The 12,788-nt window shown below is 61.7% G+C and carries 14 protein-coding genes; 12 read left to right on the forward strand and 2 right to left on the reverse strand.

Annotation, left to right across the window (positions count from 1 at the left end):
- Positions 1–38: 38 nt before the first annotated feature.
- Positions 39–344 (reverse strand): DUF2288 domain-containing protein, encoded by a 306-nt coding sequence (locus M5B99_RS22250; protein ID WP_248806015.1) that lies wholly within the window; start codon positions 342–344, stop codon positions 39–41.
- A 361-nt stretch (positions 345–705) separates the two neighbouring features.
- Between M5B99_RS22250 and M5B99_RS22255 the strand changes: the two genes are divergently transcribed.
- From M5B99_RS22255 to M5B99_RS22295, 9 genes are all read left to right on the forward strand, one after another.
- The gene (locus M5B99_RS22255; RefSeq protein WP_248806016.1) at positions 706–1,824 is read left to right on the forward strand and encodes a branched-chain amino acid ABC transporter substrate-binding protein; all 1,119 of its coding nucleotides are present in this window, start codon (positions 706–708) and stop codon (positions 1,822–1,824) included.
- A 232-nt stretch (positions 1,825–2,056) separates the two neighbouring features.
- Complete coding sequence (gene livH, locus M5B99_RS22260) at positions 2,057–2,980, forward strand: high-affinity branched-chain amino acid ABC transporter permease LivH (protein WP_248806017.1); 924 nt, start codon at positions 2,057–2,059, stop codon at positions 2,978–2,980.
- Positions 2,977–4,230, forward strand: coding sequence for a high-affinity branched-chain amino acid ABC transporter permease LivM (locus M5B99_RS22265; RefSeq protein WP_248806018.1), 1,254 nt, complete (start codon positions 2,977–2,979; stop codon positions 4,228–4,230). Before livH ends, M5B99_RS22265 begins: the two co-directional genes overlap by 4 nt.
- On the forward strand, positions 4,227–4,994 hold the full coding sequence (gene livG / locus M5B99_RS22270; protein ID WP_248806019.1) for a high-affinity branched-chain amino acid ABC transporter ATP-binding protein LivG: 768 nt from the start codon (positions 4,227–4,229) through the stop codon (positions 4,992–4,994). Before M5B99_RS22265 ends, livG begins: the two co-directional genes overlap by 4 nt.
- On the forward strand, positions 4,995–5,696 hold the full coding sequence (locus tag M5B99_RS22275) for an ABC transporter ATP-binding protein (RefSeq protein ID WP_248806020.1): 702 nt from the start codon (positions 4,995–4,997) through the stop codon (positions 5,694–5,696). It begins immediately after the preceding gene.
- 213 nt (positions 5,697–5,909) lie between these two features.
- Complete coding sequence (locus M5B99_RS22280; RefSeq protein WP_248806021.1) at positions 5,910–6,215, forward strand: DUF2282 domain-containing protein; 306 nt, start codon at positions 5,910–5,912, stop codon at positions 6,213–6,215.
- 25 nt (positions 6,216–6,240) lie between these two features.
- Complete coding sequence (locus tag M5B99_RS22285) at positions 6,241–7,131, forward strand: DUF692 domain-containing protein (protein WP_248806022.1); 891 nt, start codon at positions 6,241–6,243, stop codon at positions 7,129–7,131.
- Positions 7,128–7,904 carry a DNA-binding domain-containing protein gene (locus M5B99_RS22290; protein ID WP_248806023.1) on the forward strand — a complete coding sequence of 259 codons (777 nt, stop codon included), beginning with the start codon at positions 7,128–7,130 and terminating at the stop codon, positions 7,902–7,904. Before M5B99_RS22285 ends, M5B99_RS22290 begins: the two co-directional genes overlap by 4 nt.
- Positions 7,901–8,404 (forward strand): DoxX family protein, encoded by a 504-nt coding sequence (locus tag M5B99_RS22295; protein ID WP_248806024.1) that lies wholly within the window; start codon positions 7,901–7,903, stop codon positions 8,402–8,404. The genes M5B99_RS22290 and M5B99_RS22295 overlap by 4 nt, the downstream gene beginning before the upstream one ends.
- Positions 8,405–8,542: 138 nt before the next feature.
- Here M5B99_RS22295 and M5B99_RS22300 read toward each other — a convergent pair whose 3' ends face one another.
- Positions 8,543–9,451, reverse strand: a complete 909-nt coding sequence (locus M5B99_RS22300; protein WP_248806025.1) for a LysR family transcriptional regulator — start codon at positions 9,449–9,451, stop codon at positions 8,543–8,545.
- 105 nt (positions 9,452–9,556) lie between these two features.
- Between M5B99_RS22300 and M5B99_RS22305 the strand changes: the two genes are divergently transcribed.
- The 3 genes from M5B99_RS22305 (at position 9,557) to M5B99_RS22315 (ending at position 12,778) form a co-directional block, all read left to right on the forward strand.
- Positions 9,557–10,156, forward strand: coding sequence for a short chain dehydrogenase (locus tag M5B99_RS22305; RefSeq protein ID WP_248806026.1), 600 nt, complete (start codon positions 9,557–9,559; stop codon positions 10,154–10,156).
- 228 nt (positions 10,157–10,384) lie between these two features.
- Positions 10,385–11,056 (forward strand): COG3650 family protein, encoded by a 672-nt coding sequence (locus M5B99_RS22310; protein ID WP_248806059.1) that lies wholly within the window; start codon positions 10,385–10,387, stop codon positions 11,054–11,056.
- A gap of 108 nt (positions 11,057–11,164) precedes the next feature.
- Complete coding sequence (locus tag M5B99_RS22315) at positions 11,165–12,778, forward strand: NAD(P)/FAD-dependent oxidoreductase (protein WP_248806028.1); 1,614 nt, start codon at positions 11,165–11,167, stop codon at positions 12,776–12,778.
- The last annotated feature ends 10 nt before the right edge of the window (positions 12,779–12,788 follow it).

Raw genomic sequence — 12,788 nt, forward strand, 5'->3', positions numbered from 1 at the left:
AAATGCACAAGGGTTATGCACGATTAAAGTGCACCGAATTATTTTGTTGCTCTTTCCTGGACCATCACCCAGGGCGAAACCACCACCGCCCACAGCTCCGGATCCCGTTCGAAAAGATCCAGCGCCCGCGACTCAGACACCTTGGCGAGCTCCCCGCTCGCCAGCCACGCAGCGACTTTCCCAGCCTGGTTCTCGGCCACGGCCTGCGCGGCGGCGATCAGATCCAGTGCCGGCTCGACCCACAATAGGGCACCTCGGGCAAAGAACGGTTGCAGCTCTTCCCAGCGAATAGATGCGGTTTCACCAAGCAGCTTGGCATAGAGGGTGCTAGGTTCTTGAGTCATGGGGGTCCACCTGAGAAAAAATCGGCGCAATCATAACGTCGAGGCTCGCTTGGAAACACCCAGATGAAACTGAAGGGGTGATCGAGGGGATGGAGGGCGCCAGGGATTGCAGCTGAAAGCTAGCAACATCCAGACTAAAATCTGCATGACATTCTGCCGCTATTCTGTCTCTTTCTTTCACTTAAGCGACATATCTCGATTTTGCCTCCGGCTGCCCGCTATCCAATCGATGAGGGCGCACACTAAACTGTATCGGTACAGTTGCCGGGGCAAGAACCGGGATATCGGCGTTAGATCTGACCCGGTCCCACAGCTCCGGCCGTAGGACTCTAAAAACTACAACAGCAAGAGTGGAGCACTAATGACTAAGCAGATTTCCAAACTGTTCGCCGCTATGGTTCTGGCCGGGGTTGCCAGCCATTCTTTCGCTGCAGACACCATCAAGATCGGCATTGCCGGCCCGAAAACCGGCCCTGTAGCCCAGTACGGCGACATGCAGTTCAGTGGCGCCAAAATGGCGATCGAGCAGATCAACGCCAAGGGCGGCGTCGATGGCAAGAAACTCGAAGCCGTTGAATACGACGATGCCTGCGATCCGAAGCAAGCGGTCGCCGTGGCCAACAAAGTCGTGAACGACGGTGTGAAATTCGTTGTCGGCCACCTGTGCTCCAGCTCGACTCAACCGGCTTCGGACATTTACGAAGACGAAGGCGTAGTGATGATCACCCCGGCTGCCACCAGCCCGGAAATCACCGCCCGTGGTTACAAAATGGTGTTCCGTACCATCGGCCTGGACAGCGCCCAGGGCCCTGCCGCCGGTAACTATATCGCCGACCACGTGAAGCCGAAGATCGTTGCGGTACTCCACGACAAGCAGCAGTACGGTGAAGGCATCGCCACCGCCGTGAAACAGACCTTGGAGAAGAAAGGCGTCAAGGTTGCCGTGTTCGAAGGCATCAACGCCGGCGACAAGGACTTCTCTTCGCTGATCGCCAAGCTCAAGCAAGCCAATGTCGACTTCGTCTACTACGGCGGCTACCACCCGGAGCTGGGCCTGATCCTGCGTCAATCCCAGGAAAAAGGCCTGAAGGCCAAGTTCATGGGTCCGGAAGGCGTGGGTAACGACTCCATCTCGCAGATCGCCAAGGACGCTTCCGAAGGCCTGCTGGTGACCCTGCCGAAGTCCTTCGACCAGGATCCGGCCAACGTCGCCCTGGCTGACGCCTTCAAAGCCAAGAAAGAAGACCCGAGCGGCCCGTTCGTGTTCCCTTCCTACTCCGCGGTTGAAGTGATTGCCGACGGTATCGCCGCCGCCAAGAGCGAAGACCCGGCCAAAGTGGCCGCGGCCATCCACGCCGGCACTTTCAAGACCCCGACAGGCGACCTGAGCTTCGATGCCAAGGGTGACCTCAAAGACTTCAAATTCGTAGTCTACGAGTGGCACTTCGGCAAACCTAAAACCGAAGCATCGCCTCAGTAAGGCTCGCCCTGACTGACTGCCAATAAAGCCCACGGCGTGCCGTGGGCTTTGTTTTACGAGGTAATGGGCCTGTTTTTCCGTGATCCGGAAACCCGTCCACCTGAAAATCTCAAAACCGTCATCAGCGGTTCGCTGGCAAAACTTGCACCCGAAGTGGATGCAGATCCACGGGGTCCGAGCGGGAAAATGACTCCACCAGTGAAATGCGTATCAGGTTTTTAGGAGCGCTTTAATGCCTGACATCTATCACTTTTTCCAACAGCTGGTTAACGGTCTGACCGTTGGCAGCACCTATGCCCTGATCGCCATCGGCTATACGATGGTTTACGGCATCATTGGAATGATCAACTTCGCCCACGGCGAGGTCTATATGATCGGCTCCTACGTGGCGTTCATCGCCATTGCCGGGCTGAGCATGCTGGGACTCGACAGCGTCCCCCTGCTGATGACTGCGGCTTTTATCGCGAGCATCGTCGTCAGCAGCGCCTACGGCTACAGTATCGAACGGATCGCCTACCGCCCCTTGCGTGGCAGTAATCGCCTGATTCCGCTGATCTCCGCCATCGGTATGTCGATTTTCCTGCAGAACACCGTTCTGCTGGCGCAAGACTCCAAGGACAAGTCCATCCCCAACCTGATCCCCGGCAATATCTCCTTCGGGCCAGGTGGTGCACATGAAGTGCTGATTTCCTACATGCAGATCGTGGTGTTCGTCGTCACGCTGCTTGCGATGCTCGGCTTGACCCTGTTCATCTCCCGCTCCCGCCTGGGCCGCGCCTGTCGCGCCTGTGCCGAAGACATCAAGATGGCCAACCTGCTGGGGATCAACACCAACAACATCATCGCCCTGACCTTCGTGATCGGTGCCGCGCTGGCAGCGGTCGCGGCCGTGCTGCTGAGCATGCAATACGGTGTGATCAACCCCAACGCCGGCTTCCTGGTGGGTCTGAAGGCCTTTACCGCAGCGGTATTGGGCGGCATCGGCAGCATTCCGGGCGCCATGCTCGGTGGGCTGGTGCTGGGCGTGGCCGAAGCCTTTGGCGCCGACGTGTTCGGCGACGAGTACAAGGACGTGGTGGCATTCGGTCTTTTGGTTCTGGTGCTGTTGTTCCGGCCGACCGGCATCCTGGGCCGTCCGGAGGTTGAGAAAGTATGAACAAATATCTCAAATCGGCGCTGTTCAGTGCCTTGTTGGTCTGGGCCGTGGCCTTCCCGGTGCTCGGGCTCAAGCTGAGCATCGTCGGGATCAACCTCGAAGTGCATGGCACCGGTCCGCTGACCCTGGGTGTCATCGCCCTGTGCTCGGTATTGATGTTCCTGCGCGTGCTCTTCAGCCAACAAGTCGGGGCGCTGTTCAAGTCATCCCGTGGCCCGCTGGTCTCGCCCAAGGTCGGCCAGTTCCTGAGCCTGCCGCGGACCCAGCGCTGGATCATCATCGGCCTGATCGCCGCCGCCCTGGTCTGGCCGTTCTTCGGCTCGCGGGGCGCGGTCGACATCGCCACGCTGATCCTGATCTACGTGATGCTCGGCCTGGGCCTGAACATCGTGGTCGGCCTCGCCGGCCTGCTCGACCTGGGTTACGTCGGTTTCTACGCCGTCGGCGCCTACAGCTACGCGCTGCTGTCGCACTACTTCGGCCTGAGCTTCTGGATCTGCCTGCCGATCGCCGGCCTGATGGCGGCCAGCTTCGGCTTCCTGCTGGGCTTCCCGGTGCTGCGCCTGCGCGGTGACTACCTGGCCATCGTGACCCTGGGCTTCGGTGAAATCATCCGGTTGTTCCTGCGTAATCTCACCGGTCTCACCGGCGGCCCCAACGGCATCAGCAACATCCCCAAACCGACGTTCTTCGGACTGTCGTTCGAACGCACCGCCGCGGAAGGCATGCGGACTTTCCACGAGTTCTTCGGGCTGGAATACAACCCGGTGAGCAAGGTGGTGTTCCTCTACCTGGTGGCCCTGTTGCTGGCCTTGCTGGCGCTGTTCGTGATCAATCGCCTGCTGCGCATGCCCATCGGTCGTGCCTGGGAAGCGCTGCGCGAAGACGAAATCGCCTGCCGTGCGCTGGGCTTGAATCCCACCGTGATCAAGCTCTCGGCCTTCACCCTGGGCGCCTGCTTCGCCGGTTTTGCCGGCAGCTTCTTCGCCGCCCGCCAGGGCCTGGTCACGCCGGAGTCGTTCACCTTCATCGAGTCGGCGATCATCCTCGCCATCGTCGTGCTGGGTGGCATGGGCTCGCAACTGGGGGTGATCCTCGCCGCCGTGGTGATGATCCTGCTGCCGGAAATGATGCGTGAGTTCAGCGAATACCGCATGTTGATGTTCGGCGCCTTGATGGTGCTGATGATGATCTGGCGTCCACAAGGCCTGCTGCCCATGCAACGTCCTCACATGGAGCTGCGTAAATGAGCCGTGAGATCCTGAAAGTAACCGACCTGAGCATGCGCTTCGGTGGCCTGTTGGCGGTCAACGGCGTGGCCCTGACCGTCAAGGAAAAACAAGTGGTGGCCTTGATCGGCCCGAACGGCGCCGGCAAGACCACGGTGTTCAACTGCCTGACCGGTTTCTACAAGCCGAGCGCTGGCAGCATCCTGCTCGACGGCCAACCGATCCAGGGCCTGGCCGGCCATGAGATTGCCCGCAAGGGCGTGGTGCGGACCTTCCAGAATGTGCGTCTGTTCAAGGACATGACCGCGGTCGAGAACCTGCTGATCGCCCAGCACCGGCACCTGAACACCAACTTCCTGGCCGGACTGTTCAAGACCCCCGCCTTCCGCAAGAGCGAGCGCGAGGCCATGGAGTACGCCGAGTACTGGCTGGACAAGGTCAACCTGACCGAGTTCGCCAACCGCCCGGCGGGCACCCTGGCCTACGGCCAGCAACGACGCCTGGAAATCGCCCGCTGCATGATGACCCGTCCACGGATCCTCATGCTCGACGAACCGGCGGCGGGCCTGAACCCCAAGGAAACCGAAGACCTCAAGGCCCTGATCAGTGTGCTGCGCGAAGAGCACAACGTCACCGTGCTGCTGATCGAACACGACATGAAACTGGTCATGAGCATTTCCGACCATATCGTCGTGATCAACCAGGGCACGCCCCTGGCTGACGGTACGCCGGAACAGATCCGTGAAAATCCCGAAGTGATCAAAGCCTACCTGGGGGAAGCGTAAATGCTGCAATTCGAAAACGTTTCCACCTTCTACGGCAAGATCCAGGCCCTGCACAGCGTCAACGTCGAGGTACGCCAGGGCGAGATCGTCACCCTGATCGGCGCCAACGGCGCGGGCAAGTCCACCTTGCTGATGACCCTCTGCGGTTCGCCACGTGCCCACAGCGGCAGCATTCGCTACATGGGTGAGGAGCTGGTGGGCCAGGAGTCGTCCATCATCATGCGCAAGAGCATTGCCGTGGTGCCGGAAGGCCGCCGGGTGTTCGCCCGCCTGACCGTGGAAGAAAACCTCTCCATGGGTGGTTTTTTCACCAACAAGGGCGATTACCAGGAGCAGATGGACAAGGTCCTGGGACTGTTCCCACGCCTCAAGGAGCGTTTCAACCAGCGCGGCGGCACCATGTCCGGCGGTGAACAGCAGATGCTCGCCATTGGCCGGGCGCTGATGAGCAAGCCGAAACTCTTGTTGCTGGACGAACCGTCCCTGGGCCTGGCACCGATCATCATCCAGCAGATCTTCGATATCATCGAACAGCTGCGCAAGGACGGGGTGACGGTGTTCCTGGTGGAGCAGAACGCCAACCAGGCGCTGAAAATCGCCGACCGAGCCTACGTGCTGGAAAACGGCCGGGTGGTGATGGAAGGCAGCGGCAACGACCTGCTGACCGACCCGAAAGTGCGTGAGGCGTATCTGGGCGGTTGATGCCCCGCGTAACCAGCAAAGCCCCGACCTGTCGGGGCTTTTCTTTGCCCGTAGCAACACCAGCCCCCCGCCCGTGTACCGACGCAAAAAATAATCGAGTATTTTTGCCGCACGCTGTAACAAACCCAGCCCTCAAGGCTCAAGTAAGGCAGGAAAGCAATGAAACCCACCCAAGCCCTGCTTTCATCATTGACGACACATCGGAGATCGACCATGAGCACTTCCACCACCCGCGCCCTGTCCGCTGCCACCCTCGCCCTGGCCCTCGGTTCCGCCCTGAGCATGGCGGCCCTGCCGATGAGCGCCCATGCCGACGACATGGAAAAATGCTTCGGCGTGGCCATGAAAGGCAAGAACGATTGCGCCGCGGGCGCCGGTACCACCTGCGCCGGCACCGCGGCCAAGGACAACCAGGGCAACGCCTGGAAACTCGTCCCCAAAGGCACCTGCGACAAGACCGCCAGCAGCACTTCGCCGACCGGTTTCGGTCAGCCGCAAGCCTTCAAGGAAAAAGCCTGATCACCCACTTGCCTGAGTGCCGACGATGACCACGCCAATGCAACCCGCCGCCCTTCATCGCGCTCAGGCCGTCGGCTCCGAGCTCCCGCCCCGTGCCGGGCTGGGGCTCAAGGCCGAACACTTCCAGGTGGTCCTGGAAACCCGTCCCGACCTTGGTTTCTTCGAGGTTCACGCCGAAAACTACATGGTCGCAGGCGGACCGTTTCATCATTACCTGGGTTTGATCCGCGATCAGTACCCGCTGTCGCTGCATGGGGTCGGTTTGTCCATTGGCGCCGAAGGCCCGCTGGACAACGAACACCTCAAGCGGCTCGCGGCACTGCTCGAACGTTATCAACCCCAGTCCTTTTCCGAACACCTGGCCTGGTCGAGCCACGGCCCGGTGTTTCTCAACGACTTGTTGCCATTGGCCTATGACCACGCCACCTTGCAGCGGGTCTGCGCGCATATCGACCAGGTGCAAAGCACCTTGAAACGCCCGATGCTGCTGGAGAACCCGGCGACGTACCTGCAGTTCCAGCGCTCCACCCTGGACGAGGCGGCGTTCATCAGCGAAGTCATCCGCCGCACCGGTTGCGGACTGCTGCTGGACGTGAACAACGTCTACGTCTCCAGCATCAACCACCAGTATGATCCGTTGGCCTATATCGAGGCCCTGCCACTGCACGCCGTGGCAGAAATCCATCTGGCCGGCTTTGCCGAAGATACCGACAACCTCGGTGACCGCCTGCTGATCGACGATCACGGCGCGCCCGTCGACCAGGCGGTCTGGGCCCTGTATCAACAGGTGTTGGAGAAGATCGGACCGATACCGACCCTGATCGAACGCGACAACCAGCTCCCCACCTTCGCCGTACTCCTGGCCGAGGCCGTGCGGGCCGAGAAACTGCTGGAGCGGGCCGAGGTGCGAGCATGAGCGACCAGGCCAGCTTCAGCGCCGCGCTGCTCGACCCGCAGCGGCCTTGCCCCGCGGGCCTGTGCAGCCGCAACGGGGCCGACCCGGCCAGTCGTTTCGCGGTGTATCGCAACAATGTCCGGAGTTCGTTGATCAATGCCCTGGCGGACAGCTACCCGGTGGTCATGGCACTGGTCGGTGACGAATTCTTCCGGGCCATGGCCGGCCTCTATGTCCAGCACTTCCCGCCGGTCAGCCCGATCCTCAACGACTACGGCCAGGACCTCGGCAGTTTTATCCAGGGCTTCGCCCCGGCGGCGAGCGTACCTTACCTGGCCGACGTGGCCCGGCTCGAGCGCTTGCGGATCCAGACTTATCATGCCGCCGATGCGACACCCTTGAGCCCGGAGCAGATCAGCGTCTACCTCGCCGCCCCCGAGATCCTCAACCGCCTGCAGGTTCACCTGCACCCCTGCGTCGCCGTGCTTAATTCGTCCCATGCGGTCGTGTCGTTATGGGAAGCCCATCAAGGCGAAGGCCACCTGGAACAGATCGACCCGACGCAGGCTGAAGCCGCGCTGGTCCTGCGCCGGCACTGGCAAGTCGAGGTGTTCCGGATCGATGTCGGCACCCTGGTGTTTATCCAGAGCCTGCAAAATCACTGTCCGCTGGAACTGGCCATTGCCTATGCCTACGACGCCAACGCAGCGTTCGATCCGAGCCACGCCCTGGCCCTGTTGATTCGCTACAGCGCCATCATCCACCTGCACCCGGAACAGAAGGTCCGCCCATGAACACTCAGACTCAATCGCAGAATCCCATCGCGCACCTGATCGGGCGGATCATCCGGCTCTTCGAGATGATCCCCTACAGCCTGATTGCCTTTGTCGCGCGTTTCTCCATCGCGGCGGTGTTCTGGAAATCCGGCCAGACCAAGGTCGAGGGCTTCGCCGTGGACCTGATCTCCGGCACCTTTGACCTGGGCTGGCCGCACCTGGCGAGCTCGACCGTTCCGCTGTTCGCCAGCGAGTACAAGGTGCCGCTGCTGTCGCCGGAAATCGCCGCGCACATCTCCGCCTTCTCCGAGCACTTCTTCCCGGTCCTGATACTGCTGGGGTTCGCCACACGCTTCTCGGCCCTGGCGCTGTTTGGCATGACGCTGACCATCCAGCTGTTCGTCTACCCGGACGCCTACCCGACCCACGGCACCTGGATGGCGATCCTGCTGCTGTTGATGGCCAAGGGGCCGGGCGTGTTCTCCATCGATCAGCTGATTGCCAGGCGTTATCGCTGATCGGTAGCGCCCGCCCGGCGCGGTTCTTGTAGGATCCGGCTTGCTGGCGATGGGGCCCGTGAGTCTTGCAGCGACTATCCGGACGCTATTGCAGGCAGGCGATATCTACAGGTTTTGCGCTGCTTTCAAGATTGGCGTCTACAGTCGCTCCAGCGCCTCGCCGCTACGCTTGAACCAGCCGATCAGGTAGTCGGCCAACACCTGCGTACGGCGCGGCAGGCCACCTTGGTAAGGGTGCACCAGGTACAGCGGCATATCGCGGGTGCGGTAATCGCGCAACAGCCAGCGCAGACGGCCGTCGGCCAGCTCCGCGGGCAGGACGTAGGACGGCAGGCGGGCGATGCCGGCCCCTACCAGCGCCGCCTTCTTCAGCAGGTTGTAATGATTGCTGGCGAAGGGGCCGCCCACCCGCACCCGCAGCAGCTCATGCTGCCGGTGGTATTGCCATTCCTCGCGCCCGCTGTAGTGGCTGTTGAGCAGACAACGGTGATTGGCCAAGTCCTGGGGCGTGCGCGGCTCACCGTAACGTTCCAGATAAGCCGGACTGGCACAGGTCAGCTCGTTCATCACCAGCAATGGCCGCGCCACCAGCCGTTCGTCACTACCGACTTCGGTACGAATGGCCAGGTCGAAGCCTTCCCGGGCCAGATCGCGGAAACCATTGTTCAGGTCCAGTTCGATCTGCACATCGGGATAATCCCGGGAAAACTCCAGCAGCAGGCCGTCAAAGAAGGTTTCCCCCAGGGACACCGGCACCGTCATGCGCACGGGACCGGCAATATCGTCCTTGAGCCGGGCCAGGGCCTGATGCGCCCGCTCCACTTGCACCACCAGTGCCTGGGCCTGGGGCAACAAGGCCGCACCGGCGGCGGTGAGACTCAAGCGTCGCGTCGTGCGGTGCAACAACACCACGGCAAACTGTGCCTCCAATTGGCTGATGCGCTTGGACAATTGTCCCTTGCTGCAGCCCAATTGCTGGGCGGCCAGGGTAAAGCTGCCCGCCTCGACCAAGACGGCAAAGGCCGCCAGATCATCCATCTCGCTCACTGGATTGTTTCCAAAAGAAAACCAAAGGTTGCCTATTAGTGCGCTTATCAATGGAAAAATCCACTCTAGACTGAAAGCTCAATCACCCACTGGAGGAACGGCAGCATGAAAATCCTATTGATTGGCGCCCACGGTACTATCGGCTCGGCCGTGGCAGAGGAACTGGGCCAGCGTCACGAGATCATCAAGATCGGCCGCAACAGCGGTGACCTGCACGTGGACATCAGCGACAGCGCGTCGATTCGCCAACTGTTCGAGCAAACCGGCAAATTCGATGCCCTGGTCTGCGCCGCCGGTAACGTGAACTTTGTGCCTTTGGGCGAGATGAGCGAGAAGGACTTTGCCCTTGGCCTGCAGGACAAATTGATGGGCCAGGTCAACCTGGTACTGATCGGTCGTGAGTACGCCAACGATGGTGCCTCGTTCACCCTGACCAGCGGCATCCTGAACCGCGACCCGATCCGTAGCGGCGCCTCGGCGAGCCTGGTCAACGGCGCCATCGACGGCTTCGTCAAGGCGGCGGCAATCGAACTGCCACGTGGTCTGCGGGTGAACTCGGTAAGCCCGAACGTGCTGGTGGAAGCCATGGGCAGCTATGCGCCGTACTTCCGTGGATTCAAGCCGGTGCCGGCGGCGGATGTGGCATTGGCCTACGCCAAGAGTGTGGAAGGCTTGCAAACCGGTCAGACCTACTACGTCGGTTGAATGCCCACGAGTTTTTTTGTCGGCCTTCAGGGCCCTTTCGCGGGCAAACTCCGCTCCCACAGATTCTCGGGCGTACACAGACTTGAGGTTCGACGCGAACGACTGTGGGAGCGGAGCTTGCCCGCGAAGAGGCCGCTAAAGTCCCCGCAAAACATGGAGACTGGCGTCAAGACTTGTGCAGCTCTCCCGGCCTGCGTAACGTGGCGACACTTGCCAGGAGACCCCATGATGCGCGCCGCCCGTTCCTTGATGATTTTCGCCCTGCCGCTGTTCGCCGCCGGCTGCCAGATGCTTGCGCCAGCCACCTCGCCCTCCACGGCGGGACTGAGCCGGATGCAAGGCGAACTCGCCAGCGTCGATGGCAAGCTGATGTTCCAGCCCTGCCAGGAACAACGCCGTTTTGTCGTCAGCGACACTGGCAACACCAGCGTCCTGCAGCAAGCCGCCAGCCTCTCCGGCCCGTCGGGCAAGCTGTTTGCCGACCTGCGCGGGCGGTTCTCCTCCAGCACGGCCAATGGTGGCGACGGCCAGTTGGATCTGCAGCAGTACTATCGCCTGGAACGCGGCACCGGCAGTTGCAACGATCCCGACTTCAAATTCCAGACCGTGGTCGCCAGCGGCCATGGCCCGGACTGGAGCCTGAAAGTCGGCGGCAACGGCATGATCCTGCAACGCGAAAACCAGCCGCCCCTGGCCTTGCCCTACCTGGAAGAACAACTGGGTGACGGGCGCTTCAGCCTGAGCAGCGAAGCCAATTCCCAGCGCATCGAGCTATGGGTCGCGCCGCAGTCCTGCGTCGACAGCACCACCGGCAGCGTCCGTCACCTGAGCGCCGAACTGCGGGTCAACGGCCAGGTCCAGCGCGGCTGCGGCTATTTCGGTGGCGCCCGTAACGACTGATTCGACGAGCTGCTGTTTTAGCCTCACGGAATCTGGCCGTTGGGGCTTATAATCACCGGTTTGATGTAAAGCCGGCGCGCCCGCGTGGCCCGCACACTGGACCCTGTCATGTTACGAATCACCGAACTCAAGCTGCCGATCGACCATCCCGACGAAGACCTGCGCCCGGCTATCGTCCAACGCCTGGGCATCGCCAGCGATGACCTGCTCGATTTCACCTTGTTCAAGCGCAGCTACGACGCCCGCAAGAAATCCTCCGAACTGTGCTTCATCTACACCATCGACCTCTCGGCCCGTGGCGAAGAGGCCCTGCTGAAAAAGTTCGCCGAGGACCGCAACGTCAACCCGGCCCCGGACATCAGCTACAAGGTGGTCGGCCAGGCACCCGCGGACCTGACGGAACGTCCCGTGGTCGTGGGCTTCGGTCCCTGCGGGATCTTCGCCGGGCTGTTGCTGGCACAGATGGGCTTCAAGCCGATCATCCTCGAACGCGGCAAGGAAGTGCGCGAACGTACCAAGGACACCTGGGGCCTGTGGCGCAAAGGCGTGCTCAACCCCGAGTCCAACGTGCAGTTCGGCGAAGGCGGTGCCGGGACCTTCTCCGACGGCAAACTCTACAGCCAGATCAAGGACCCGAACCACCACGGTCGCAAGGTCCTGCACGAGTTCGTCAAGGCCGGCGCGCCGGAAGAAATCCTCTACGTCAGCAAACCGCATATCGGCACCTTCCGCCTCACCGGCGTGGTGGAGAACATGCGCCAACAGATCGAAGCCCTGGGCGGCGAAGTACGCTTCCAGCAGCGGGTCACCGATGTGCTGATCGACGCCGGCCAATTGACCGGCGTGCAGCTCGACAGCGGCGAACAGATCCACTCCCGGCATGTGATCATGGCCCTCGGTCATAGCGCCCGCGACACTTTCCGCATGCTCCACGGTCGTGGCGTGTACATGGAAGCCAAGCCGTTCTCGGTGGGCTTCCGTATCGAACATCCGCAATCGCTGATCGACCGGGCGCGCCTGGGCAAGTACGCCGGGCATCCGAAACTCGGCGCGGCCGACTACAAGCTGGTGCACCACGCCAAGAACGGCCGTTCGGTCTACAGCTTCTGCATGTGCCCGGGCGGCACCGTGGTCGCGGCGACTTCCGAGCCGAACCGGGTGGTCACCAACGGCATGAGCCAGTACTCGCGCAACGAGCGCAATGCCAACTCCGGGATCGTCGTCGGCATTACCCCGGAAGTCGACTATCCGGGCGGTCCGCTGGCCGGTATCGAGTTGCAGGAGCGCCTGGAGTCCCACGCCTTCGTCCTCGGCGGCAGCAACTACGAAGCCCCGGCACAGCTGGTCGGCGACTTTATCGCCGGCAAGCCGTCCACAGCCCTGGGCAGTGTGGAACCTTCCTACAAACCAGGTGTGGCCCTGGGTGACTTGGCCCTGGCCCTGCCGGACTTCGCCATCGAAGCCATTCGCGAAGCCTTGCCGGCATTCGAACGGCAGATCAAGGGTTATTCCCTGCATGACGCCGTGCTGACCGGGATTGAAACCCGCACTTCCTCGCCGCTGCGCATGACCCGTAACGAGTCGATGCAGAGCCTGAACGTCAAGGGCCTGTTCCCGGCAGGTGAAGGCGCGGGTTATGCCGGCGGGATCCTCTCGGCGGGTGTCGACGGTATTCGCATAGCCGAAGCCGTGGCCCGGGACATGCTCGGGCTCGGGGCCTGAGGGCCGGACC

It is taken from the genome of Pseudomonas sp. MWU13-2100 (assembly GCF_023242365.1).
Classification (GTDB): domain Bacteria; phylum Pseudomonadota; class Gammaproteobacteria; order Pseudomonadales; family Pseudomonadaceae; genus Aquipseudomonas.

Coding starts and splice junctions, on each gene's coding strand:
- M5B99_RS22250 (WP_248806015.1), bottom strand. CDS start 344: ATGACTCAAGAACCTAGCACCCTCTATGCCAAGCTGCTTGGTGAAACC.
- M5B99_RS22255 (WP_248806016.1), top strand. CDS start 706: ATGACTAAGCAGATTTCCAAACTGTTCGCCGCTATGGTTCTGGCCGGG.
- livH (WP_248806017.1), top strand. CDS start 2,057: ATGCCTGACATCTATCACTTTTTCCAACAGCTGGTTAACGGTCTGACC.
- M5B99_RS22265 (WP_248806018.1), top strand. CDS start 2,977: ATGAACAAATATCTCAAATCGGCGCTGTTCAGTGCCTTGTTGGTCTGG.
- livG (WP_248806019.1), top strand. CDS start 4,227: ATGAGCCGTGAGATCCTGAAAGTAACCGACCTGAGCATGCGCTTCGGT.
- M5B99_RS22275 (WP_248806020.1), top strand. CDS start 4,995: ATGCTGCAATTCGAAAACGTTTCCACCTTCTACGGCAAGATCCAGGCC.
- M5B99_RS22280 (WP_248806021.1), top strand. CDS start 5,910: ATGAGCACTTCCACCACCCGCGCCCTGTCCGCTGCCACCCTCGCCCTG.
- M5B99_RS22285 (WP_248806022.1), top strand. CDS start 6,241: ATGACCACGCCAATGCAACCCGCCGCCCTTCATCGCGCTCAGGCCGTC.
- M5B99_RS22290 (WP_248806023.1), top strand. CDS start 7,128: ATGAGCGACCAGGCCAGCTTCAGCGCCGCGCTGCTCGACCCGCAGCGG.
- M5B99_RS22295 (WP_248806024.1), top strand. CDS start 7,901: ATGAACACTCAGACTCAATCGCAGAATCCCATCGCGCACCTGATCGGG.
- M5B99_RS22305 (WP_248806026.1), top strand. CDS start 9,557: ATGAAAATCCTATTGATTGGCGCCCACGGTACTATCGGCTCGGCCGTG.
- M5B99_RS22310 (WP_248806059.1), top strand. CDS start 10,385: ATGCGCGCCGCCCGTTCCTTGATGATTTTCGCCCTGCCGCTGTTCGCC.
- M5B99_RS22315 (WP_248806028.1), top strand. CDS start 11,165: ATGTTACGAATCACCGAACTCAAGCTGCCGATCGACCATCCCGACGAA.